The sequence below is a fragment of the Lysinibacillus sp. NPDC093688 genome, assembly GCF_050280145.1.
Lineage (GTDB): Bacteria > Bacillota > Bacilli > Bacillales_A > Planococcaceae > Lysinibacillus > Lysinibacillus xylanilyticus_B.
The window spans coordinates 13,367-38,137 of record NZ_JBNNUX010000002.1 but is presented as its reverse complement, the minus strand read 5'-3'; the positions used below and the strand labels follow the sequence as shown (position 1 = coordinate 38,137).

Below are 24,771 nucleotides of genomic sequence, written 5' to 3'. Positions count from 1 at the left end.
TTAATTCTTTTTGTCATAATACATGCCATCCATTACACGAACATTCGAGTAGGGATCGAAGTATTGTCCTTCACTTTTTTTCGTTTTTTGTAGATTTGCCATATCTTGCTTTACGGCGCTCATGACAGCAGCCAATCGTTCTTTTATCCCATGATCTAATTCAAGTAACGTTCGATGAATGCGATTCTGTTCGTCGAATTGAAAGCCATCTTGAACCAAATCTTCAATAATTTTTCCACGCTTGTCTAACATATTGTTAATATTATCAATATATTCATCACGCTCTTCACCTTTTGGAATGTCGCCTAAAAGTTTGAATAAGTTAGCTGACACCTGCAATAGTTGTTCTATTAGTTGCATAATATTCTCCTACTTTAGCTTATTGCTGTGCAAACATACTAGATTGCTGGTTTGCTTTATTGATTGCTGACTCCATGGCAGAGAATTGTTTCCAGTATCGAGCTTCTACATCTTTTAATTTTGCTTGTAATTTAGTAATGCGATCATCAGATTCAACAATTTTCTTACCTAAACTATATGTGTGATCTGTTGCTCCTTCTCTACCAGCCTTTTTTTCAATATTTTTTGTAAGTGTCTCAATTTCACTAATTAAACGTTGTGAAATACCACGTGAATCTTGTGTAACTTTTCTACCCTTTTCATCAGTTGTCGTAGTTACACTACCTGTATTAGTAAACATTTGAACAACTTGATCAGGGTCTTTAGCTAATGCTGCATCCAGTTTAGCATCATTAATTTTCAGTTTTCCACCATCCGATAATTTATCAGATGTTGTAATGCCAATTTCAGCTAATGAATCTATTGTGTCGTCCCCAAGTCCGTTTACCGATGACATAAACTGCGTACGGATTTTAGTTAAGCCATCTCGAATTAAGGAATCGCTACGTAATAAACCACTTTTTGCTTTTTCATCCCATTGCTTTTGTTCGTTTTCAGACATATCTTTACGTTGTTCACTTGTTAGTGGTGGATAGTCACGATATTTCTTCTCTTTTAATGAACTATTTAGCGAATCTACCATCTCATTATACGTTTTAACAAATTCTTGAATAGACTCTTTTATACTTTTGGTATCAGTCGTTGATGTAAGATTCACAGCCGCTACAGCTGGAGAAGTATCATTTGCCACGCTATCCGATGCTGCTTTTGCATTATCATAAGATTTTTGCGCTTCATCTAAACGTTTTTGACCCGCCACTGCATTGTTTTCAGCTGTTTTATATGCAGCTGCATTTTCGTTATTTGTTTTCTCAATGTCACTAAACTGTTGAAAATCTTCTAAGGAACCACTTAAATCAGCTAATTTATTTAAATCCATTCGATCCATCTTGCCGAATTTATCTTTAATAGCGTCATCTTTTCCTGCTAAAATTTGTTCAATTTCACTACCTGTTTTTCCTTTAATTTCGGATAAGAAAGCAATATCATCAGTTGTTAAGTCATTTAGAAATTTCTTATCAAGAGTTTTATATGAATTTTCAAAATCAACTTGATGTGCACGTTCAAGTAAATCTGCACCATCCGGGCTTTGTAATGCCTGTAAATCATCGGATGATAGTCTTAATAATTTTGCTTTTTGTTCATCTGTTAAGCTGGAATTATTGATAGATGATTTAATACTATCTGCATCTGTGTAATCAATGTTCAAAGATTGCAGGTCAGATAAATCATTAGAGTTAAGTAGAGCAACCTTCCCTATATTTGAGAACTTATTAAATTTTTCTTGTTGTTCGGCTGTTAAATTATTTTCCCCAAAAGTATCCTTATATGCATTTTTATACGTATTGTCTCGGTAGCTTTCATATGCAATACGCTTACTGTCTCTTTCTGCCTCTAAGCCAGGTAGTGCAGTCTTTGCATTATTTAATTCTACTTGTGCTGCTGCCAAGCGATCAGCTGCACCCGATTTAGCATTGAATGTTGACTTTAGTGATACCTCAAAACCAGAGATTGTAAAAGTATTTGATGAACGCTCCATTGAAATGCCATTTACTTTAAAGATTGCATTTTTACCTGAATTTGTTGTCGCATTATCCATACCTAACTCAGTAAACAGTTCTTTTCCTTTTCCTCCAAAGACAATTTCGCCGTTACCGCTTTTTACACTACCTGAATTATTTGCAGTTAGCGATAACTGTCCATTTTCGAATAGTGCTGTAACACCTGCATTACTTTGATTGATTTTTTTCACTAAATCATCAACTGTGTCTTTTGTTGGGTCAAAGGTAATTGTCGTTGCCTTTTCTGCTAAATTACCATTTTTATCAATAGCTTGTATCTCTACTGACTTAACAGATTCTCCTACCAAAGCAGATAACTTTGTTGATCCTGTATACTCTGTTTGTTTACCAATCATTTGGGTTGATGTTGCTAATTGTGTAACACTTTCTATATTGAGCGTTCCATTAGCTGTACTTGTTGCCTTTACAGTGGCTAAGTTTTCATTGGAAGATGTAGCTGTCTTTTTCATCATGTTACTTTGTAACCGCATACTATCCTTTAAAAACTGATTAAATTTCTGGGTTGTTTTATTGACATTGCGGTAAGCATCACGTTGCCATTCGAACGTTTGCTTTTTTTGAAAAGTTTTATCTAAAGGCACTCTTTCTGCCTGCATCAGCTTCTCTACAAGACTGTCAATATCCATCCCTGACGCTAATCCGCCCATTCTCATTACCATGTTTTTTTCCTCCTAATTTTCGTTTATATTTTCTCGTCTACAATCATTCCCACCATTTTTTGCATCTCATAGAAAGCATCTAATAATTTTTTAGGTGGAATTTCCTTAACAACTTCCTCAGTTTCACGATTTACTATCGTCACATAATAGCGTTCCAAACCCTCATGATAAATAAATTTTGAGGAACTATGATTTATTTCCAAAAATTCATTTACAACATCGACAGCTTGTTGTAGTTTTTCTTTTGAAAATTCCTGTTCTTCTCCAACAGTAGTTGCTTTTTCTACTACCAGTTGAGAGTCGGTTACTGTTGAAACATTAAGTGTCATATTTTCCTGCACATTCATTGCTTTTGTATTTGTTGGTCCAGTAATCGTCTCAATTGACTGCCCTTGCGATGCAATACGCATGTAACTCAACCTCCTAAACTTTTCAATACCTTACCATTATTATCGGAAGCATTTTGTATAGTTTCACGTTTTTTGGTAAACAAATAGTGTAAACTGCTGTATATTACCTAAATTTCGAATATAAAAAATACCTCAAATCCATACACTAATGTGAGAATTCGAGGTACATAATCATTTTTTGCTTAAAAGTCTTTTATTTAGGGTGTTTTAATAATTCTTTAATATTAGACACAATTATCGATAAATCTTCCGTAGTCATATTTGGATGAATCGGTAATGTCAAAGCTTTTTCATACCATTTTTCAGCAATTGGGCATATTCCCCGTTCATAACCAAGTTTTTTATAATACGGATGCCAATAAACAGGAATATAATGCACATGAACACCAATATTTAATAATCTCATTTGTTCAAACACAAATTTACGAGATATTCCCTCAAGCTGAAGCATATATAAATGCCAGCCGGAATTAGTTCCCTCTAGCTGCTGTGGAACGATAATTCCTTCTAAATCTTGAAATGCCTCCGTATAAAAGGCTGCAATTTCACGACGTTGTTGGATAAACTTATCAATTTTTTTTATTTGAGATAAACCAAGTGCCGCTTGTAAATCAGTCATTCGATAATTATAGCCAAGGTCAGTCATTTCATAATACCAACTACCTTGATCAGCTGAATAGTCCGTTCGCTCAATACCATGACTACGGAATAATTGTAATCTATGATAATATTCTTCACTATTCGTTACAATAATACCGCCTTCAGCTGTCGTAATTGGCTTAACAGGATGGAAACTAAACATTGTCATATCTGCCTGCGTACCAACTTTTTCCCCTTTATATTCGGCACCAAGAGAATGAGCACTGTCTTCAATTACAACTAAATTATGTTCACGTGCGATGTCCATGATAGCATCCATATCTGCTGGTTGACCTGTAAAATCAACTGGGATTATCGCCTTTGTATTTGGTGTTATCTTTTTTCTTATCTCTTCAGGATTAATGTTGTAAGTATTTGCGTCAATATCTGCAAAGACAACCGTTCCTCCCATATAACGCACGCAATTAGCGCTAGCCGCAAATGTGATGGGTGAAGTAATTACCTCAACTCCTTCACTTATACCTGCTGCATAACAAGCTGCGTGAAGTGCAGCTGTTCCGTTACAAAATGCAACTGCATATTGAGCGCCAACATAATTGGCTATTGCCTGTTCAAACTGTTGAATCTTTGGGCCCTGTGTTAAAAAAGGTGAGCGCAATGTTTCTATAACCACCTGTATGTCGCCCTCATCAATAGATTGACGACCATAGGAAAGAAATTCAGGTAATTTTTTCATTTTTTATAATCCTCTTTTCATTCAGCAGAAATAATAGGAGATTGCTTTCCAAATAGTTTACTATTTAAAACTAATCGATATTTAAATGCAGAATTGTATTTCTTTAGTATGAAATTAAAATATCAACTCTATAAAAATATATGTCCTTTAAAATAACTCTTGTTCTTCATAAAATGGACCTTCAAGTAATTTATGTATTTTTAATACTTCTATTGAAACTGAATAATCTTCTAGAGGATAATTTAACATCTTTACGATCTCTGATAGCCTATGTTTTCCATCTGAATAATTTAAAATCATTAGTATTTGGTTCAATTGCTGACGATTATCAAGCTTTGTATTATTCGATCTTCCACGTAAAGCTGGCGCATTAATATCAGGATATAAATTATATTTTCCCAATTTAGGTTCACCGTAGGGTTTTGTATTAACATAATAACCATTTAATTCTTGCAATTTTAAAATATTTTCTATTTCATTTACACTATCTAAAAGTGCTTCTATTGACATCGATTCCTTTGTATCAAGCGAATTATGATAACCAGGATATGTCCCGTAAGTCATTTTCGCAAATTGCCCAACAGGTAAATTAAACCCTGGCGAACAAAATTGTCTTTCATCCGATCCATTTAGCGGACTAAATGGTCTAATAAGTAAATTTGGATTCTCTTTACTATTTAAGTATTGTAGTAAAAGGTTTAATGGTGATTCATTATTACGGGAAGCTTTATAACTTAGCTTCTTCTCTTTTCCCCCTAGACATGTTAATACTGCTCCTGAATACATATTTTCCTTTAAATACTGTCCATATTTCGATAAATATGCAATAGATCCAATTGTTTCAGGTAAAAAGACAAATCGGTATGTTAGCTCTCTATTTTCCCATTGTTTAAGGCGGTTATATAAAAATGTTGCTACAATCGGTCCACTTAGTTCGTTATTAGCCATGGAAGGATGACAAATATAGGTACTAATTAAAACTTCTTTTTTTGATTTTCCAGGTAAAATAGCTTGTGCAAAGTTTAACTCACCATCAATTTTTTCACTATCAATATACACATGGTACTGTCCATCTGAAAGAGCATCTAACTGATTTTGGCTCATACAAAAACCCCAACGTTCCTTATAATAGGAAATAACATAGGGCACAGCTTCTGGTAGATGGGGAATCGTATGTACATGCTTCTTTAATTCCTCAAGAGAAAGCCACATATCTATAGGTTCACTATAATTTACAACATGTAAATTTAAATCCTTTATATCAATGATTGTCTCACCATGCTCATCCTTAATCCAAGCTTCACGTATAACCCACTCTTTTGGAATTTCCCAATCAAATACTTCTGTACCTGTTGGAATCCCTTCCATTTCAAGTGGTATATATTCTTGTAGGATACGAATGGTTTCTCGAACACCTTCCCCTGTAATACTACGCATAATTGGCAAAAGTCGATCGAACAATTCGTCCATTTCTTTTAATTCATTCACAGTAATAACTCCCAACTTAAAGGTGTTCCCTTCTTCACATCTTGCTTAATAGTCTTTTCAAGTACTAAATCATAGTATTTTGTCGGTAAGCCTAATCCAGGTCGAACATTTCGTAGATTCTCCTCAGTTAAAACGTCGCCCGCTTTTAAGTCTTCTCCTATATATAAAGAGCGTCGGAATTTTGTTGAGTCCTTTTCAGCTTCTGTTGGACCATATTGAATTTGCCCTAAGCTTTGCCACGCTCTTTCAGTTTCCTCTACTAGCATTTTTAACTCATGTGGCTCCATTGAAAATGCAGAATCTACACCACCATCAGCACGAGAGGTAGTAAAATGCTTCTCTATAACAGTTGCTCCAAGAGTTACGGCAGCAACCGATACACCAACACCCATCGTATGATCTGATAAACCAACCTCAGTTCCAAATAGATCACGCATATGAGGTATTGTAGCTAAATTAGAGTTTGCTGGTGTTGCAGGATATGTACTTGTACACTTTAATAATACAATTTGATGATTTCCTTCAGCTTTTGCAGCTCGAACTGCTTCATCAAGCTCTGCTGCTGTTGCCATACCAGTTGAAATAATAATTGGTTTACCAGTACGAGCAACTTTCCGAATTAACGGTATATCCACATTTTCAAATGATGCAATTTTATAAGCAGGTACATTCAAAGTTTCTAAAAAATCAACAGCTGTTTCATCAAAAGGTGAACTGAAAGCTAGTAAGCCATGTTCTTTTGCACGATTAAAAATCGCCTCATGCCATTCCCAAGGGGTGTATGCTTCTTTATACAAATTATATAGGGAATTCCCTTTCCAAAGGTTCGCATCGTCTTGAATAAAAAACTCACCTGTGTGAACATCCAATGTAATTGTATCAGGTGTATACGTTTGTAGCTTTAACGCATCCACTCCAGCTTCAGCTGCTAAATCTACTAAATGCAAAGCTCTTTCTAATGATTGATTGTGATTGCCAGACATTTCTGCAATAATAAAAGGCTTTGCATGCTTGCCAATTTCCTTATGTCCAATTTTAATCATGCTAACAACTCCATTATATGTGATAACCAAACATTTGGTTGTGGTGTTTCAGTTAATTGCAAACCAATTTTTTTAAGACTCTCCACATCTATATCGCCTAATCCATTTAGCAAATGTTTATACGTATCTATTGTGACATCTTCATGCCATCCTAAATTAATAACTGCTCCAAGTTGATCGGCATAGTTAGTTGTAATGAGCTGATTGTGAGCAACAATAGTACTTGAAGACGGGAGTCCAACATAGCAACGCTCCCACATTGAACTTCCACCTGCACCAATAGAAAAATCTGCTTGTCGCATTAGCTGTGCCATATAAGAAATTTGACAATGATAATGGTAATTACGTTCACGACAAATTTGTTCAATTTCTTCTTTATGAACATTTCCATTGCCTACAACAACATCTACATGGGCAAATGTCAATTTTTCAAGTGCAGTTAATATTTTTAGCGTTTCATTTGTTGGATCAGTTCCCCCCATAAATATAAGAAGTCGCTGAATATCTTGATTGCGCTGTCGAATTTGATGACAGGCTTCAATAAACTCTTCACGCATAATTAAGTACTTTGGGCCCAACAATTTGATACAATGCTTTGGTACAAGCTCATCATAACGGTCTTCAAAGTTTGGCACTACATTTTGATCAAGCAATGCATTACAATCATGCGCTCTTGCCAAATCATCAATAACCATTAGTTTTTTTGTATAAGGACGAATATTTTGTTCCCATTCCATATCAATCCCATAATGATCAATAATATAAAGATCAGCCTGTTCAGCCTTTGTAATAGTTTCATAGCCTTGTTGTGCAACATAATCTATTAAATTGCCAGCATGTTGCTCCATCCAAAATTGAACATAACAACCTTCCCGTTTTAAATTATGAGCAATTGTTAAACAGCGCATAACATGACCGCTTCCAATGTCTACTGACGCATCCGTACGGATAATTATTTTTTTCATTAAATCACCGGCTTTTGTTCAATATGTGCATTTAATTTAGCGACATTAGGCGTTTCTTGTAAATAGCGAATAACCTCTGAACTTGATACTAGCGGGTCATTAAAATGCTTGGCAACTGCCGAAATCAACTCATAGTCTTCCGCAGTATCTAACGTGATACGTAGCTCAGGCGCTATTCGATTTGTAGGTACCTTATATGTAACCGCATTGAATTCTTCAGGAAATTCATACGCATAATAAGTCACATGCTCACGATGACGTGATTCAGTTCCAATTTCGTATATACGTAATAATGCCTCATAGGAAATGAGTTCAACCGCTAAACCACGTGGAAGCTCTCCATTCACTAATACTATATCTTTCTGCTCTTTTTCCATTAGCGAAACAATCTCGCTTGCCATTTCGTAATCGACAAAGGGACAATCTGATGTAACACGCATAACATAATCAGGCTTATACATTTTAGCGCATTGTGCATAGCGATCTAGCACATCATCTTCAGAACCACGGAAATATGCTACTTGATTCATTTCACACCATTTTGCAATTGCATCGTCCTGTGGTAAATTACTTGTTGCAACAATTACTTCACTAACTCCTTGTATTACTCGGCATCGTTTTATATCATATGTAAGTACATCCACATCACCAAGCTGTTTTAAAATTTTACCAGGTAGACGGGATGACCCCATTCTTGCTTGGATGATTACAATAGTATTCACCTTGAAACACCTCGATTTATATAATTACTACTTCTCTTGTAAACGATGTTAAAAAACTTTGTCCGTCCCATACTCCATTAAAATCAAGTGCCTTACCGATAGGGACTATACGATCAATACCTCGAGTTGAAATAGCTTCTACTAAACTCTCAAGTTCCTCGCGTTTAAATCCAAAGTAGGCAATTGTTTGATCTTTGTCTATTAGTACATCTGCTAATTCTTCAAGTTTATCGACTTTGTATTCATAGAACAAACCACCTCCGCAGTGGCGCTCACGAACGTCTACTGGCACATCAGATAGTGTCACTCGTGAAAAATAAGTCCCATTTTTCAAATTCTCTACTTTACTTTCTGTTGCAAGCATTAAAGTTGTTGTATATTTTAAAACTTGTGTCGCAGCCATTAACTCATACTGCTTTTGCTGAATCTTATGTTCAAAGGCTGACCAAAAACGATTAATAGCCTGTTGATTTTCCCCACACCAAGTTATTAATCTTGGAGAAGAGCATGCCATTTGATCGAACCAAAATACGTCATTATAAAACTGATCTAATAGACTGTCTAGCTGTACTTCATCTAATTTAAAGATTACTTCGCTATTTAAAACTGCCAACGAGAAACGGTCTGGGAAAGCCAGTTCATTGGCTAAAGGAGCTAGTGGTATTTCTCTGATAGCAGAAATTGTTTCATCTCCGCCCCAAATTACACGTGTTTGACAAGCAACGCTTAATAAAGCTGTTATATTTTCTTCATGTCCATATGTACATATTATCGTCTGGTTAGCTATTTTTTGAAATTCGTTACGCGCTAATTCTTCTATAATAGTATGTAAAAGTACGTTTAATCCGTTTTGCTCCTTGCTTGAAATTCGTATAACATTTCGATTGCCTGCTAGTAAAGATAACATCCAAGAATAAACAAAAATCGTATCAACATTTGATGGTGCAATATGAAAGACTGTCCCACGTGCTCTTATTATTTTTTGAACTGCACCTTGTTCAAAAGCTGTTTGCATTTCTTTTACATTCGCCTTTCGTAGCCAATAACCTAAAGCCACTACTTCAGGTAATTCTCTCATTCGAAGAAAACGCTTGGAAAGTGCTTGTGTAAATGCCATAATTTCTTGATCAAATGGTAAATTCGGTTTATATGAAGATAGTTGCTCAATTGCAACTTTAAACTCTATATTTTTTGGCCAAAATAACTTCATCATTTTGTACCTCCTTGAAACGTATCACTACAACCTCGGAGCTCGGCTTTTGGAATTCTACCTGCTACAGAGAAGTATTTCCCTTTCCAACCACATGGACAATTATCTACTCCATGAATGGTACCTAAATCCTCTGTCAGTAACGAATGCCCTGGGTAGCTTTTTGGGAGTTCGCTTAGCACTTGAATCAGCCCCTGTTCTCCATAAGCAACTGGCTCAAATGTAATCGGATTGCGAATAATGACATCAGCGTAGCTAGGTGTATGAAGATGTCCCATACTACACTCAACAAAAATTGAACCGACCTGCTCGACCATGCCGTAATAATTATGTACCTCACGAATTCCCAGCTGCTCATTTAGCAGTTGATTAAATGTTAATGAATCGACCGCTTCATCCTTAAGCTTCTTCCAGCCACCGCCATGAATTAAAATACTATCGCCAAAATCAATTCCCAAGCCTTGAGATACAGCTTCCTTATAGACATACTGCCAAATCATAAAAGTAAAGCCAAACAGTAATATTTTCTGTCCTGCAAATTCTTTTAGATATGCCTGTAGACCTTCGACATCCAAACTCATATCATCATTTAAAGCATAAAAATGTTTACGACCAAAATTGGAAAAACCTAAGATTCCAGCACCACGTGCACTAAAGGATTTTCTGTCTTTTAAAACGGACTTCGTATCTAAAATAATCATCGGTAAGCGTTTACTGCCAAGTAGTGGCTTCATCACTTCTACCAATGTTTTTGTTTGTGAAACAGATGTTTCCTTATCTAGATAGATTTTTGACACTTGCTGCCCTGTCGTACCACTTGATGTAAGTACTTTTACTACATCTTCTTGTGAAATCGATTTTAAATCTAATAGCTTGAATAATTGTACAGGTAGGTAGGGTACTTCTTCTAATGAGTTTGCTTGCTCTACAGCACCACTTTTTTCAAGCATCGCTTTATAATCTGAACATTTTTCAATATGCCATTTTGTTAAATCATTTAGTTTATCTAATAGCTGCGCTGATTTTTGCTCTCGTTCCAAATGATAAGGGGCAATCATAAACAGCTCTCCTTTAATTTCATATAATCTGTTTTTCCATTTGCCAAGCGTGGTATTTCCATCACTTTTATCCTATAAGCTGTTTTATGAAGTTTGTACAAATCTTCTACGGCTTTTTTTATAGGTTCAACAAATACTTCTTGTTCAATGGCTATAATTAATTTATCGTCAGAACCAGTACAAGCTAAAGGTGTATGGAAGGAGGACTCGAGTTTTTTCTCTACCTCATCCAAGTTTATTCGCAAACCAAAAAGCTTAATAAAACGCTTCATTCGCCCAGTTATCGTAAAATATCCCTCTGCATCAATAGTCGCAGTGTCACCAGTATGGAGAACGCCTCCAAGTTCATCTCCTTTTGCTAAATCTTCAAGACATACAGCATAGCCCAACATCACATTTGTACCTTTATAAATAAGCTCTCCTGTTGCTTCGTTAACTTCCAAATGTCCATCAGGAATCGCCACACCAATTGTCCCGGCTTTTTCTAGCACTTTTTCAAAAGGAATATAGCTGATACGTGGTGCTGCTTCAGTCTGTCCATACATCACGTAAAACCGTTTATCTTTTTCCTTTGCATACTCTGCAAAAAACTTCACAAGCTTTTCATTTAGTCGCCCACCAGCTTGTGTCAAAGTTTTTAATGTCGGTAATTCCATTTTGGTAAAACCTATACGTTGCAACATTTGATACGTAAAAGGTACCCCTGATATAGATGTAGCCTGCTGATCCTTCACAAAACTCCAAAAGGATTTTTCCATGACACTTTCACCTGTTAATAATATAGAAGCACCAGCAAGAAGGTGGCTATTTACAATGGACATTCCATATGAGTAGGAAAGTGGTAAATTCATAATGGCCCGTTCATTTTCATCTATATCAAGATATTTAATAATAGACTCTGCATTTGAACGAATATTCTCATAGGATAAGCGAACGAATTTTTGACTACCAGTTGTGCCCGAAGTACTCAATAAAATCGCTAGGTCAGGATGTATATTCGTATTACTATTTTCGATTCTTACTAAATGCTCACTACTTTTCTCATATCCATCAAAACTCTCTAAACCTACAATCCATTTTGGTTCATACTGGTTTATAATATCTTCTAAAAGTCCACGATTAATATCTGCCGAAAGTAACATCACTGCATGCTTACTATTCATAGCTGAAACATATGATGATAGTATATCAATAGTATTCTCACATAAAATTAACACTAACTCTTTTTGTGTACTTTTAAATTCAACTCTAGAAATTTCATTGTAAGTATATGTACGTTCATGTGTAATGACTGCAACTTTATCGTTATTCAGTTTAAAAAAATTCATTCAATCTCTCCTTCCATTGAAAAAGGCGTGATAGTCTCTACCACACCCTCCTCAATTAAAACTCTACATCATATTTAATTAATATTTCCTTCGCTTTTGCAAAAGTACTCATATCTAATACATCATCTGTATCTAGCATTGTATCAAATTGATCGTCAATTTCTGCAATCAATGCCATATGAGCAATTGAATCCCACTCTGGAATTGAATTGTAAGTTAGTTCCTCTGTAATTTGATTAATATCAATCTCAAGCGCTTCTGCAAAAATCCCACGTAACTTCTCTTCATTCGTCATAAAATTATCCCTACCTACTTCAAATTGTATATATATTATTTCGGCTATTTCTACTTAATTATAATACAAATGTTGATTTAAATTTATGGAACTTTGTATACTCTTTCCACTCAGAAGCTAAAAGTTCAAAATACTCTACATCGTGAAATTGATCGTATTTATAAATATGATCTTTAAATGTTGCAACATGTGTAAAGCCATAGTGCTTATGCATTTTCATCATTCCATTATTTCCGTGCATGACTTCTGCATATACCTTATTTAAATCAAGTTCGAAAAAGGCAAAATTATAAAGATAAGGATGAATACGACCGGCGATAATCGAATAATTTAAATCACCAATGTAGTAGGCAAATGATGATTTTTTATTAGCTCGGTCCAACTGATTTAATGAAATTAAACCAATCGGCGTATTTTTAACTTCAATTATCCAGTAATATTGTGTATCATCATTGGATATTTTTTCAAACCATTGAAGCTGATTGTCCAAATTTTTTTCAATGTCTGTATACATATATTGTGTTACATGCAAGCTTGTACGCCATTCTAACACAAGCTCTAAATCACGTTCCTCTAATTTACGAAATGAAATCAATAATCCCAACTCCTATATAAAAGGCATGGCTTAAATCACCATGCCTCCATCTACACCTATAACCTGTCCTGTTACATAAGAAGAAGAATCTGAAGCTAAAAATAAAATTACATTAGCTACTTCTTCTGCGGTACCAATACGACCCATTTTAATTTCTGATAAACGCTGCTCATATTTCTCTTGTGACAATTGCTTTGTCATATTTGTCTCAATAAACCCAGGTGCTACTGCATTTACACGGATATTATAAGGCGCCAGCTCTTTTGAAGCAGAATACGTCGCACCAATTACAGCTGCTTTACTTGCACCATACACTGTTTGCCCAGCGTTACCAACTCTACCAATAATCGAGCTCACATTAACGATGGAACCAGATTTTTGTTTCATCATTAGGCGAGACGCATATTGCATATGGTAAATAACAGCTTCAGTATTAACAGCTAAAGTATGTGAAACCTGCTTTTCATTGACCATACCAAGCAATGCATCATCTAAAATGCCTGCATTATTAACTACAACATCTAGTTGTCCAACATTTTTCTTAATCCACATAAATGCTTTTTTTATAGCATCTATATCGCAAACATCATAGTTTAAAATATGTACATTTGTATTATAAAGAGTTTCTATTTCTTCTTTAATTTCCTGTAGACGTTTCTCATCTCTACCATTTAGGATTAACGTACAATGTTGTTTCGCAGCTTGTATAGCTGTAGCATAACCAATTCCACGTGTAGCCCCAGTAACGAAAATAGATTTCTTATTTAAATTCATACAATTCACTTACTTTCATATAAATGTTCAATCGTACAACTATATAAAGGCTCTCTGAAGGAGATTGTATTATCTGCAAAGCTTGTATTCTTCTTTACAATATGCCAATCACCATAAGTATAATTTAAGTAGCCTTGATAATCCTTTGGTACTTGAATATTAATACCTTCAAACGGTAGTTCATCGAAACCTTCAAAAAACTTAGCGGGTGTATCATTTAATTCTTGTTTAATCATATCACCTTCACCATACATACAATCGAAGTTAATCATAAATAACTTACGACCATTGTCTAAACAATCCATCGTAATAGAAGCTGGTTTTCCATTCGAGTAAGTTCGTAAAAACAATTTAATATCAAATAACTCTTCAAATTTCATAACCGATTGTAATAAAGTAGATTGGACATCATCAGTATCTGAAGCAAATATTGCAATATCAATATCATCATCCCATGGGATAAGTCCACCATCACGTGCAATTCCAAGCAATGTACCAAATGTATAGTAATGAGGTATTTCGTGTAGCACTTTTGATATTTCAACTATAAGATGATTCGTTTTCTTTAAAGTATTAGAATTCTCAAATGGTAACTCATCAATTTTCATTGAATTTTTAGAAGCGTATTCAACTTTCCCTTTAGGTATACCTAATTCTACTAGTTGTTTAGAAATAGAATTAACATACATACTTGCAACAATAATTTTATCAAAATGATAGCTATTAATTTGCTTAGGACTAACAATTTCAATATTATTCAAAAATTTACCGTGTTTATTCTTATCATTATCAATTATAGCTAGAAACTCATAATCACCTGCATGATTCTTTATAAAATTTTGTCCACCTAGACTAGCTCCGAAAAGAAGAACCTTCATAATTGAACCTCTCTCTATATATTATTACGACCTAAATCATTCTTAATAGTTGTAGTTGAAATATATTCTGTACGTGGAAGATAGAGAACTTCACAATATTCTTTTAAATAATCAAATTTCCCTTCCCAATCATCTCCCATTACAAATACATCAATATTTAAATGAACTATATTTTCTATTTTTTGATCCCAAGTAGCTTCAGGTATGACCTCATCTACATATTTTATAGCTTCTAAAATTGCTTTCCTATGTTCAAAACTATAATATGCTTTTTTCCCTTTACTAGCATTAAACTCATCAGTTGAAACCGCAACAGTTAGATGATCTCCTAATTGCTTTGCACGCTCTAAAATTCTAATATGCCCAATATGTAAAAGATCAAAGGTTCCATATGTTATCACTTTTTTCAAAATTCAAACCTCTTTACTTTTAAATTTTTCCTTATCTACGTATAAGATGAAAAAAGACATAAATCAATTTCTTTACTATTTGCAAGTTTGATTATTCGTCAATTCGAATAACAGTAACCCCGTCAACACCATCCCCACATATTCCCTTTATGTCATTTTCAATTTCTGCACCAAACGTATAAGAAGCAATAATTACTGTTTTTATTTCTTTCTCTAACAATCTACTTGGAGAAATTACTTCGATTCCTTCTACAGTAGTTCCATGCAGTTTCTCATTTCTATCAATTAAATATATCGGTTGAATATTTAAAACATTTAATGTATGAATAATTTGTTTTGCAATTTCACCTGCACCATATATTGTTAAATTTCCCGAACGTATCTTATCAAGGTGATGACAAATTTTCATGTATATTTCTCTTATAAAATCATATTTAACTTCCCTCATATTATAAGAAGAATCCTTTAAAGCTAATATTCCCTGAGGCCATAATACATTCGTTGACAAGGTACTAGCATGCAATGACTGGTAAAGATATTCCATCTTATAAGCACTTATTTTATTAAAATCAATTATCGCCTTATATTCAAGACTACCAAAATTCTTACTGTAATGTAATTTACCAACGGCTTCACTTTCCATTTTAAGTGGTTTATGGATTAACCTATGTAATGCTCTACCAGTAGTCGGTAAATAGAACTCAAAGTTATTATTCTTGAAATTCTCTATTGATAAAAAGATTTTTTGAAAATAAGTTATACCATCTTTTATATCCTTTCTTGCCTTTATTTCTTCATTCGGATACTGTAAAGCCTCACAAATCGGGACAACGTGACCATCTTTTACTTCATAGTCGAGAGTAGATCCTGTACTTCCCACGACAAATTGTTCAAAAACGTCTACGCATCTGATAATATCTTTTATATAAGGGTAATCTGAGCTATTAATATATGCTGAAAATGTTAAATTTTTTTTTAGTTTATCCAAGACTCCTTCATGTCCAAATAATAAATAGTGATGATAATTTACATTTTCAGATACCAACTCTAAATTTTCTTGGATGGTACCATTAAATCCAATATCGATGGTTGCAACATTTTTATGATCTAATATAATTTCATGTAAATATTTTTGTAATAACTCCTTTTTATTTTGAATAAAGCTCTCCATTTTTTCTTTACATAAAAATGCTTTGAAATGCTTAATTAATGTATCAAATTCTCCTTTTTTGTTCTGTTTTAAAGTAAATATATTCAACGAAGAATCAACTTTCGTACAAATTGGTATCTCAAACATTTTACAAAGATCCTCGATACTTATTAATTTCGATGAAAAATAATTAATAATTTCATCGACAGTAGTATTTTTAGATAACGAAGGTAAATAGGTAGCTTTCCTAGAAACATATAATGGTTTTGTATTAATAGAACTATTAGGTTGGCTATCAATTTGATTTAATAACATTTCATTCAGTAAATCGCCTTCTCGCATTAATGGCAATATTAGATTGATACCCTTTGCTTTTAAATCTTCATAGACAACTTGTACAAAAACACTCATTAACGGCCCTAGTAATAAAGCTCCAATGCGAAAATAAATGTTACTTTTGCACAAATCACTTTGAGATATTGATTTACGTAATAAGTAAAACTGTTCATCTATGTTTCTATAATACAATTCCTCTAAATCAATTTCATTTCTTGAAAATAGATCATATTCAAATTGCTCAATGGAGATTGAAGGATTAATTTTTTTAGTTAAATAAATTCCTTCCGTACTATCTCTCATATTGCTAATTTGTAAACACTTGAGTGACTCACTTAAATTATTGAGTAACTTTTCTAGTTGTTTATTGGAATAAGAAGTGTTATTTACAATATAAACCTCTATTTCATTTTCTATACAAAATTGTATGAATGAAAAAACAAAAGGATTGCTATACAAATTTCCTTTATCAATATTATATTCTAAATCAACAAAATCTACCTCATCTATTAATAAATCGCTCATTTGAAATGATTTTCTATTCGCCAAGTCTCTATACTTACTATAATTTGAGTGTCCTATAAAAGATTTAAAAAATCCTTGTTTTTGTGCAATTTCAAATACGTTCATATTAAAAGTTTGAGTGCTAGCAAATTTTCTGAAAGCTAGCACTCCCTCAAAATCAATAAAAATTTCTTTATGTCGCTGAGTTTGGATAATAGTTCTTAATAAACTAATATCATTCCAAAAATCCAACATAATTTGTTTCCCTCACTTGTTTATTTATAGTGAATTTTTTAGTCTCTTTTATTTACTATCCATACCTTTGAGCCGTTTATATGTTTTTCACGTATGAAAGTTTCTATATCCTTAAAAAAAGCGTTAGATGCAATAATAAAAGGTATGTTTTTAATATTTTTAACCTTACTGAAATCTACCACTGGGATATCTTCGACATTTCTCCCCCACAACAATGAATTACGATCAACAATGTATAAGGGTTGAATATTACTTGCTTTTAATAGTTTTACCATTAATAATCCTATATCTCCACAACCATAGACAATACATTGTTGTACATTTTTATCAAGACAATCTTTAATGGTTTCAATCACAAAATTAATATTTGGGTCACTTGTTTCTTTATATAGTTCCATAGCTAGGTAATATGGATATCGTCGTTCAATTATACCTGCAATCCAAGTTTCTTCTCTTCTTAGAGATTCTTTTTGATATCTTTTCAAGCCTTTTTGTTGTAATTCCAAATCATCTTCTAAAGAACATAACGACTTTTTAACATTTCTATCAAAATCATTCTCTGTTAGTAACTCACCTAACAATACCGCTTCTTTATTAATTGGATAATTCATTAATCTTTCGAGTATCCATAAATAAGAACTCCTATCAGTCTCATTGACAAGCATACTAGTAATATTTTTGTGTTCAATAAGCTCCAAAAAGTGATTATAAAAACAAATAACCCCTTCTAGACAAATCTCTTTAGCAACTTCATTTTGTTTTTCTATATAATTATCTTTAAATATTGGGTTAACTTCTTTATTTTTTTCTTTATATCCTATTACACTCGGAGAATTATTTGAAGTAAATGATTCTAATAAAAATGGTTTAAAATTATAATTTGTGAAAAAACTCTCGTTATTCTCATATGGGATAAAAACATCAATATTAGAGCCTTCTAAGATATTTTTAGAGGTATGTTTTTGTCCTAAAAGTAAAAAATCTCTACCTTTATATAGATCCCCTTTAATTTTTAATGCTTTCTGAATATTCTTCGATATTGTTCCACTGTAACCAATATCTATTGTAAAATATTCCTTTTTAACATCAACTTCTTGTTTAAAATAATTAGTGAATAAGAGATTTTCTTTTTTAAAAACATCTTTAAGTTCTTGCTTTTTTATTCTTATTAAAAAATCCTCAATTTTATCAAATAATGTAGTATTATCTATGTTAATAGATAAAGTTCTAGCCATACTAATATTTCCCCATTTTACAAAAGGATGATCTTTAATACCTATTCTATTCATTAAAGCACTTACCAATAACTGATCAGATTTCATTACTTCTCTCAAATCATTTGAAGTAAATTCTGTTTTGGAAGATAAATATGTAGACTTTCTTGATGCATAAATAGGATTAATATTAAACTTCAAATTTTTATCTTTAATTTTTAGTAAATCCCCAAAAATATGACCATCTCTTAAAATAGGATGTATATTATTTACGTTATTTTTAATTGCCTCTCCATAAATATATTCTGTAAATACACTAAATATAGGCCCAAGTATAGTTGCCCCATAATCAAACCAAAAATAACTATCGACATTACTATCATAGGGATTATTCAAAGCCACTTCTTTTCTTAAAGCCCATAATTCCCCTATACACTTTTCTTTTTTTACTAATTCTCTATCATATTTTTCATCAAAGTCCCCATTTAATTTATAATGTATAGTATTTAATCCAAATTTCTTAGCATTTATTATATCTGAAATATAATTATCTCCTATATGAAGAGTATTTGATGGTTTTATATTTTGATTTTCAATTATATATTCATACAATTTAGTATCAGCTTTACTTTTTTTTATTTCTGAAGAGACAATTATATTGTCAAATAATGTTAAATCAGCACCATTATAAATCAATATCTCTTCTAATTCTGGTTTAGTTAAATACATATCTGATAGTAGAATAATTTTTAATTTATTTCTTTTAGCAGCTTTAAGAAAAGAATAAATTGACTTATTTAAATAAATCACTTCCTTTTCTACATCAATTTCTAACTTCATTATCTTATTTACATCGCCAATATATTCCGGTAGATTATTATATATATCTTGTAAGGTAATTTCTTTATTTTTATATTTTTGAAATGATTTTTCCCTAGCAATTTTCTCAGCTAGTTCTCTTAGTCTTTTAAACTGTTGTTCATCAATACGATCTACTAATAGTTTACTTTCTCTTGCTTGCTTACCAACTTTTAAAAAAACGTCACTTGGTGTTAAAACGGTTCTATAAACTAAAGTATCAAAGATATCACAAGTAATAACGTTATAATTATTAAAATCAATATCTTTTAATAACCTATTTTTTTTGAATGATTCAGACAAAATAACTACCTCTCTCTTTCTATAAGACTAGAAATATTTGATTTGGTTATCGTAGTATATGAATTGCCTTCAGATTCTCCATACTCCAGTAACTCTTTTAAATTCTTAAGATGACTGCTATAGTACCATTCTTGATCTATAATATCGCGAAAGGCGGAAGGATGAGTTTTTCTTACCTTTGTAATCAAATCATTTTGTTGGGACCTATTATCGTGAGTCCATATTTTATCTTGACTATTTGATTTTCCATCTAAACCAGCAATATATACTTCTTTCTTCAAACTACTAGCTATTGGAATCATATAATTAGTAGCCACATTCATTACATTTTTAACATGTAGTGCATTCGTTGATGGAAATTCAAAAGTATCAAGATTTTTAATATCTATACCAATTAAGTAATCTGCTAATCGAGGATAGTAAAATTTTAAAAGTGGTATCCACTCTACTAAGGTAATGCAAAAGATTTTTTTTTCCTCAACTAATTTAGTTAAAGCCTGTCTAAAGTTAATAGAATATTCATTATAACTTAAATGAAACGCTGGATCAGAAAAAGTCATGACACCGTTTTTAATATTTTTCAGAAGTTTTACATTATGTACAATGCTATTACACATAACAACAAAATGTTTTTGCAATTCTTTGTAATCCATTTGTGAAATTGATGGTCCAGTTCCTAATACTAAAGTGCTATTATAGGAAATAGCTTGTTTTTGTAATAAAATAAACTTTTCTATTGAATTATCCTTTTGACTATTACGTTCAGCTAAAGGAAGAGTTAAATAAAATAATTTAGCTAAATTAACACTTTCTACTCCACCATGATAAGTTTCATCAATACAATATGTATAATCTTTGAATTTATTAATTTCAAAGTTATTACCTTGTTTTTTATCCCATATCAATAGTAAAGAGTCATTATCCAATTGGACGTCTTCTTTATTTATCTTTATTCCATGTTCTTTTAAAATATTATAATATTTATTTATATCTATACTGGGGGATAAACTTATATAGATATCTCTTGGATATCTTTCTTGATATGGTAAATACCATTTGAGCTTTTTAATCAATTTTATTAATTGCGTTTCTTGCTCTACCTTGGGGTATAAGATAAATTTTGTGATCAGTAATTCACTTGGAATATAAACATGTTTCCCTATCAGTTCACAAGGATATATATTATTATTTAAAATTCCAACTGATAGTAATGTCTGCAGCATCTCATTAGCATATGCAATAGAAGCTACAATAAAAATACAACTATCAATTTCTTGATTAGTTAGCTCGTCAGGATTCTTTACTATTTTCCCCTTAAAGTATTTTTCTTTAGGGGAACTTTCCAAGAAAAACATAACCTTATTTTCTAAACCATTGTCACTTAATGAATTAAAAATTTCTCTACCTATTTCACCTGTTCCATATATTACTATATTATGGCTTGAAGTATAAACTTCTTTCGATAAATTGTATAACATTATATTCTCCCAGAACTATTTTCAAATTTCTCATCTGTAGTTGAACTAATGGAATGTAAAACATTAGACTATTTTTTTCTACTTGAATCTCATTTTGTCTAGATTTTTTAACTTTGGTTGTTTTGTTCATATTTACTTTCAGTTAAAAAACTAATGGGGATTCCTTGAGCTATATTTTGAATAGCCCCTTTCATTTTTTTATTTAGACTTTTTACTTTATCGTGTGACATTGGTACAATGAAATCTAAATTAAAATAATTTTCAGTTAAATCCAAATCATAACCGTCAAATCCTGCAAGAGTTATATCTTTTACACTAGCTAGATTTAATAATTTAAGCAACATAAGTAATGCATTATCATTCAAATCATTTTCATCATATAATAGTTGGTTATAATCAACTACATATCTAGTATCATTATTAATATTAGAAGTAACTATTAAATTCTCTTTTTTATTTTTTAAAGCTTCATACCTTTTTATATTACTTACAAATACAAAATTAGATTTTATTTCATCATGTTCAAAATTAACACTAATTGTAATGGGCTTAAACTTTCTTATATATGAGAGTATTTTTTTAACATCATTAATATTTTTCCCAGGACCAATTATTAATACCTGGCTCTCTTTTAATTCATCAAATAACCTATTTATTGATTTTGAGTTGTTTATATTTTTTAATTGATAACTAATATATTGTTTTTCCGCATATTCTTTATTAAAAGAATTTTTATACACCTGATCAATTTTAGATATAATGTTTTCAATATCATCAATAGTTAATGAGTTTTTTGAAACAAGATATGTCGCATAATTAGGATGACAATTATGTTTAGCAGAAATGAAATGAGGCAAAGAGTATCCCCAATATTTTGACTGATAAATTGCTAATAATGATTCATCAATAATTTCTAATAAAGGTTTTATCTTATATCTTTCAATAAAATTATCATTTAAAAATTGTGTGTAAAGCTCAGTATTTAAATTTCCGGCACCTCTCCCCATTCCATATACACTACTATCAATGATTTTTTCCCTTCTTAAATTAAGCTTTGTAAATGTTTGTGCATTTGAAAATGCTAACTGTAAATTATTATGCGCATGATACCCAAGCTTAATTATAGGGTGAAGATTATTATCAATAAGTAAACTTATACGAATTAAATCAGTTTCTTTCATTACTCCGAAGCTATCTACTATATAAAATGCAAAAGGTTTTAATTCATTAACTGCATTAATTAACTCTAATAATTCCCTATCAGAATAATTATTTGTAATCATTGGTTGAACAAAGACTTTATATCCTTTTGACTGAATGCCTCGGCAATATTCTATTGCAGCGAACCAATCATTCTGATGAAAGGCAACTCTTATTCCACACAACCCAAAATTGTTATTATCAGGAATTTCGAGCAATGGATATTCACCGAAATTAACCATTGCAACCATTTTCGAATTAGTTGAAGAGCTAGTAATATAATTAATTGATTCTATAGTTGGAAAAATTGTTGAGTCTGAATTAAATTGAAAAGAGTAATTTAAATATCCACACTCTATAAAATCAACATTAGCTTCATCTAAATGACGAACTATAGAAAGAATATTTTTTTTTCTGAATAACCAATTATTTATGTATCCGCCATCTCGTAATGTACAATCTAAAACAGAAATTTTCATTTATTTTTCCCTCTTAAATTATTGTTGATATTCGCTACCACATTAGAAAAAATACCTATATCAACAGAATAAGCAATATATTTTACTCCATAATCTACCCAAGATTTTGCTGATTCAATAGTATCAACAAAAGTACCTACTTTAATATTTTTCTTCTTACATTTATGAATAATTTCTCTCATTAATTCAATGACTTTTGGATGATCTACTTGCCCAGGCATTCCTAACGATTGTGATAAATCATATGGCCCAATAAAAATAATATCAATATTTTGTACTTCTAATATTGAATCTATATTACTAACAGCTTCAACGCCTTCTAACTGTAATATAACCATAGTATTTTTATTAGCTTCTATAAAAAATTTATTTTTTTCTTTAAGAGAATAGTTAGCATCTCTTACATACCTACATACGCCTCTTTTACCTAAAGGATAAAACTTAGCCGCCTCAACTACTTCTTGTGCATCTTTTTGATTTCTTACTTGTGGAATTTGAACACCATTTGCTCCCATATCTAATGGTTTACTTACTTCTAATTCGCTTTTATTAGCAGTTCTTACGATAGAAACTAGAGAACTCACTTGAGCTGCTCTCAATAAATTAGCTATGGTTTCATGACTAGCATATCCATGTTCTCTATCTAAAATTACAAAATCAAAGCCCGCTAAACCAATTGCTTCAATAAAACTAGGATCTATTGTTTTGCAAAAAACACCATAAGAAACCTCTGAATTATCTAACAAATCTCTCATTTTTACTCTCCCTTTAAATTAGAAACTTAATGAACTTTCTAGGAAACATATTGTGACAATAACAAGCATACGTCCCAATCTTAATTCAATATTATTCTCTTTATTACATACTCCTACGATAAAATTTGAGACGCATAGATATTACTTATAGTTTCTTTTACTTTTTCTAAATCTTTAGGAGTGTCAACAGACAATGACTCACATTCAGCCTCAATAAAATGAACAACCTTATGATTCTCAATAAAGCGTAATAAATCAATATCCTCGATTGTTTCAAGGCAACCTCTTTTAGTGTTTACATAAAAATCTAAAGAAGGTTTTGTAAAAGCTAGAATCCCTACATGCTTTTTATAATTATAATCTATACTTCCTTTTGGATATGGTATTGGACTACGAGAAATATAGACACCAAAACCATTGCTATCAGTAACTACCTTTAAGTTAGTATTATCTATTACCTCAGCGGAATTTTTTATATTTGTAATTAAATTAGCTACATAGAAATTTTTTTCAACCTTTTCTGGAATCACTTTCTCAATAACTTTAGAATCAACTAATGGTTCGTCTCCATTTATACAAATATATAAATCAGCTTCTACCTTTTCGGATACTTCTTGAAGTCGATCTGTTGGAGTTACATGTTCATTCGAAGTCATAATTACCGGAATATCAAATTTTTTACATATTTCTTCTATTGATGTATGGTCAGTAGCAACAATAACCCTATCTAACCTTTTAGTTTTAATAGCTTGTTGATACACCCACCAAATCATTGGTTTACCTAAAATATCAGCTAAAGGCTTTCCAGGAAATCTAGAAGAACCATATCTCGCTGGAATAATTCCTAAAATTTTCATAATACCCCCACTAACTTTTTTGAATCTTATTAATAGAGCTACGGTTTTCTATTATTCTAATTTGTACTTTCATCGTTCTTATAAAATACATACAATAACATTCATCATCTTACTAAATGAAATATAACTTTACTCAAGGATTTGTTTTACAACTGGATCTTATGTGGAA

The 24,771-nt window shown here is 31.9% G+C and carries 22 protein-coding genes; all 22 read right to left on the bottom strand.

Features of this window, described 5'->3' with window-relative positions; genetic code table 11:
- The 22 genes from ACQKN2_RS02460 to kdsB all read right to left on the bottom strand — a co-directional run bounded on the left by ACQKN2_RS02460 (nt 1) and on the right by kdsB (nt 24,602).
- Nucleotides 1–360, bottom strand: a complete 360-nt coding sequence (locus tag ACQKN2_RS02460; RefSeq protein WP_427413539.1) for a flagellar protein FliT — start codon at nt 358–360, stop codon at nt 1–3.
- Between the two features lie 19 nt (nt 361–379).
- Nucleotides 380–2,701, bottom strand: a complete 2,322-nt coding sequence (fliD, locus tag ACQKN2_RS02455; protein ID WP_427413538.1) for a flagellar filament capping protein FliD — start codon at nt 2,699–2,701, stop codon at nt 380–382.
- Between the two features lie 23 nt (nt 2,702–2,724).
- Complete coding sequence (locus ACQKN2_RS02450; protein ID WP_427413537.1) at nt 2,725–3,111, bottom strand: flagellar protein FlaG; 387 nt, start codon at nt 3,109–3,111, stop codon at nt 2,725–2,727.
- A gap of 193 nt (nt 3,112–3,304) precedes the next feature.
- On the bottom strand, nt 3,305–4,447 hold the full coding sequence (pseC, locus tag ACQKN2_RS02445) for a UDP-4-amino-4,6-dideoxy-N-acetyl-beta-L-altrosamine transaminase (RefSeq protein WP_427413536.1): 1,143 nt from the start codon (nt 4,445–4,447) through the stop codon (nt 3,305–3,307).
- Between the two features lie 147 nt (nt 4,448–4,594).
- Nucleotides 4,595–5,935 carry a DUF4910 domain-containing protein gene (locus ACQKN2_RS02440; RefSeq protein WP_427413535.1) on the bottom strand — a complete coding sequence of 447 codons (1,341 nt, stop codon included), beginning with the start codon at nt 5,933–5,935 and terminating at the stop codon, nt 4,595–4,597.
- The gene (pseI, locus tag ACQKN2_RS02435) at nt 5,932–6,978 is read right to left on the bottom strand and encodes a pseudaminic acid synthase (protein ID WP_427413534.1); all 1,047 of its coding nucleotides are present in this window, start codon (nt 6,976–6,978) and stop codon (nt 5,932–5,934) included. The genes ACQKN2_RS02440 and pseI overlap by 4 nt, the downstream gene beginning before the upstream one ends.
- Complete coding sequence (gene pseG, locus ACQKN2_RS02430) at nt 6,975–7,943, bottom strand: UDP-2,4-diacetamido-2,4,6-trideoxy-beta-L-altropyranose hydrolase (RefSeq protein WP_427413533.1); 969 nt, start codon at nt 7,941–7,943, stop codon at nt 6,975–6,977. Before pseG ends, pseI begins: the two co-directional genes overlap by 4 nt.
- On the bottom strand, nt 7,943–8,665 hold the full coding sequence (locus ACQKN2_RS02425; RefSeq protein ID WP_427413532.1) for a cytidylyltransferase domain-containing protein: 723 nt from the start codon (nt 8,663–8,665) through the stop codon (nt 7,943–7,945). Before ACQKN2_RS02425 ends, pseG begins: the two co-directional genes overlap by 1 nt.
- 16 nt (nt 8,666–8,681) lie before the next feature.
- Nucleotides 8,682–9,878: an acyl-CoA reductase gene (locus tag ACQKN2_RS02420; protein ID WP_427413531.1), complete on the bottom strand. Its 1,197-nt coding sequence runs from the start codon at nt 9,876–9,878 to the stop codon at nt 8,682–8,684.
- Nucleotides 9,875–10,933 carry an acyl-protein synthetase gene (locus tag ACQKN2_RS02415; RefSeq protein WP_427413530.1) on the bottom strand — a complete coding sequence of 353 codons (1,059 nt, stop codon included), beginning with the start codon at nt 10,931–10,933 and terminating at the stop codon, nt 9,875–9,877. Before ACQKN2_RS02415 ends, ACQKN2_RS02420 begins: the two co-directional genes overlap by 4 nt.
- Nucleotides 10,930–12,261 (bottom strand): AMP-binding protein, encoded by a 1,332-nt coding sequence (locus ACQKN2_RS02410; protein ID WP_427413529.1) that lies wholly within the window; start codon nt 12,259–12,261, stop codon nt 10,930–10,932. The genes ACQKN2_RS02415 and ACQKN2_RS02410 overlap by 4 nt, the downstream gene beginning before the upstream one ends.
- 55 nt (nt 12,262–12,316) lie before the next feature.
- Nucleotides 12,317–12,556, bottom strand: a complete 240-nt coding sequence (locus ACQKN2_RS02405) for an acyl carrier protein (protein ID WP_427413528.1) — start codon at nt 12,554–12,556, stop codon at nt 12,317–12,319.
- A gap of 58 nt (nt 12,557–12,614) precedes the next feature.
- On the bottom strand, nt 12,615–13,151 hold the full coding sequence (pseH, locus tag ACQKN2_RS02400) for a UDP-4-amino-4,6-dideoxy-N-acetyl-beta-L-altrosamine N-acetyltransferase (protein ID WP_427413527.1): 537 nt from the start codon (nt 13,149–13,151) through the stop codon (nt 12,615–12,617).
- Nucleotides 13,152–13,181: 30 nt separating this feature from the next.
- A complete protein-coding gene (locus ACQKN2_RS02395) occupies nt 13,182–13,925 on the bottom strand; it encodes an SDR family NAD(P)-dependent oxidoreductase (RefSeq protein ID WP_427413526.1) in 744 nt (247 codons plus the stop codon).
- Between the two features lie 5 nt (nt 13,926–13,930).
- Complete coding sequence (locus ACQKN2_RS02390; RefSeq protein WP_427413525.1) at nt 13,931–14,803, bottom strand: LicD family protein; 873 nt, start codon at nt 14,801–14,803, stop codon at nt 13,931–13,933.
- A gap of 14 nt (nt 14,804–14,817) precedes the next feature.
- Complete coding sequence (tagD, locus tag ACQKN2_RS02385) at nt 14,818–15,213, bottom strand: glycerol-3-phosphate cytidylyltransferase (RefSeq protein ID WP_427413524.1); 396 nt, start codon at nt 15,211–15,213, stop codon at nt 14,818–14,820.
- Nucleotides 15,214–15,304: 91 nt separating this feature from the next.
- Entirely contained in the window at nt 15,305–17,458 is a 2,154-nt protein-coding gene (locus ACQKN2_RS02380; RefSeq protein WP_427413523.1) for a hypothetical protein, read from the bottom strand.
- Between the two features lie 38 nt (nt 17,459–17,496).
- Complete coding sequence (locus ACQKN2_RS02375) at nt 17,497–19,833, bottom strand: HAD family hydrolase (RefSeq protein ID WP_427413522.1); 2,337 nt, start codon at nt 19,831–19,833, stop codon at nt 17,497–17,499.
- Nucleotides 19,834–19,838: 5 nt separating this feature from the next.
- Nucleotides 19,839–21,311 (bottom strand): hypothetical protein, encoded by a 1,473-nt coding sequence (locus ACQKN2_RS02370; protein WP_427413521.1) that lies wholly within the window; start codon nt 21,309–21,311, stop codon nt 19,839–19,841.
- A 107-nt stretch (nt 21,312–21,418) separates the two neighbouring features.
- Entirely contained in the window at nt 21,419–22,990 is a 1,572-nt protein-coding gene (locus tag ACQKN2_RS02365; RefSeq protein WP_427413520.1) for an aldolase catalytic domain-containing protein, read from the bottom strand.
- Nucleotides 22,987–23,745 (bottom strand): HpcH/HpaI aldolase family protein, encoded by a 759-nt coding sequence (locus tag ACQKN2_RS02360; protein WP_427413519.1) that lies wholly within the window; start codon nt 23,743–23,745, stop codon nt 22,987–22,989. The genes ACQKN2_RS02365 and ACQKN2_RS02360 overlap by 4 nt, the downstream gene beginning before the upstream one ends.
- A gap of 113 nt (nt 23,746–23,858) precedes the next feature.
- Nucleotides 23,859–24,602, bottom strand: coding sequence for a 3-deoxy-manno-octulosonate cytidylyltransferase (kdsB, locus tag ACQKN2_RS02355; protein ID WP_427413518.1), 744 nt, complete (start codon nt 24,600–24,602; stop codon nt 23,859–23,861).
- Nucleotides 24,603–24,771: the final 169 nt, after the last annotated feature.

What these genes read in the sequence shown, in the direction of transcription:
- pseG (WP_427413533.1), bottom strand. Translation starts at nt 7,943, where the DNA reads ATGAAAAAAATAATTATCCGTACGGATGCGTCAGTAGACATTGGAAGC.
- ACQKN2_RS02420 (WP_427413531.1), bottom strand. Translation starts at nt 9,878, where the DNA reads ATGATGAAGTTATTTTGGCCAAAAAATATAGAGTTTAAAGTTGCAATT.
- ACQKN2_RS02410 (WP_427413529.1), bottom strand. Translation starts at nt 12,261, where the DNA reads ATGAATTTTTTTAAACTGAATAACGATAAAGTTGCAGTCATTACACAT.
- ACQKN2_RS02390 (WP_427413525.1), bottom strand. Translation starts at nt 14,803, where the DNA reads ATGAAGGTTCTTCTTTTCGGAGCTAGTCTAGGTGGACAAAATTTTATA.
- ACQKN2_RS02405 (WP_427413528.1), bottom strand. Translation starts at nt 12,556, where the DNA reads ATGACGAATGAAGAGAAGTTACGTGGGATTTTTGCAGAAGCGCTTGAG.
- ACQKN2_RS02415 (WP_427413530.1), bottom strand. Translation starts at nt 10,933, where the DNA reads ATGATTGCCCCTTATCATTTGGAACGAGAGCAAAAATCAGCGCAGCTA.
- ACQKN2_RS02360 (WP_427413519.1), bottom strand. Translation starts at nt 23,745, where the DNA reads ATGAGAGATTTGTTAGATAATTCAGAGGTTTCTTATGGTGTTTTTTGC.
- kdsB (WP_427413518.1), bottom strand. Translation starts at nt 24,602, where the DNA reads ATGAAAATTTTAGGAATTATTCCAGCGAGATATGGTTCTTCTAGATTT.
- ACQKN2_RS02395 (WP_427413526.1), bottom strand. Translation starts at nt 13,925, where the DNA reads ATGAATTTAAATAAGAAATCTATTTTCGTTACTGGGGCTACACGTGGA.
- ACQKN2_RS02365 (WP_427413520.1), bottom strand. Translation starts at nt 22,990, where the DNA reads ATGAAAATTTCTGTTTTAGATTGTACATTACGAGATGGCGGATACATA.
- ACQKN2_RS02370 (WP_427413521.1), bottom strand. Translation starts at nt 21,311, where the DNA reads ATGTTATACAATTTATCGAAAGAAGTTTATACTTCAAGCCATAATATA.
- ACQKN2_RS02450 (WP_427413537.1), bottom strand. Translation starts at nt 3,111, where the DNA reads ATGCGTATTGCATCGCAAGGGCAGTCAATTGAGACGATTACTGGACCA.
- ACQKN2_RS02460 (WP_427413539.1), bottom strand. Translation starts at nt 360, where the DNA reads ATGCAACTAATAGAACAACTATTGCAGGTGTCAGCTAACTTATTCAAA.
- fliD (WP_427413538.1), bottom strand. Translation starts at nt 2,701, where the DNA reads ATGGTAATGAGAATGGGCGGATTAGCGTCAGGGATGGATATTGACAGT.
- pseC (WP_427413536.1), bottom strand. Translation starts at nt 4,447, where the DNA reads ATGAAAAAATTACCTGAATTTCTTTCCTATGGTCGTCAATCTATTGAT.
- pseI (WP_427413534.1), bottom strand. Translation starts at nt 6,978, where the DNA reads ATGATTAAAATTGGACATAAGGAAATTGGCAAGCATGCAAAGCCTTTT.
- ACQKN2_RS02380 (WP_427413523.1), bottom strand. Translation starts at nt 17,458, where the DNA reads ATGTTGGATTTTTGGAATGATATTAGTTTATTAAGAACTATTATCCAA.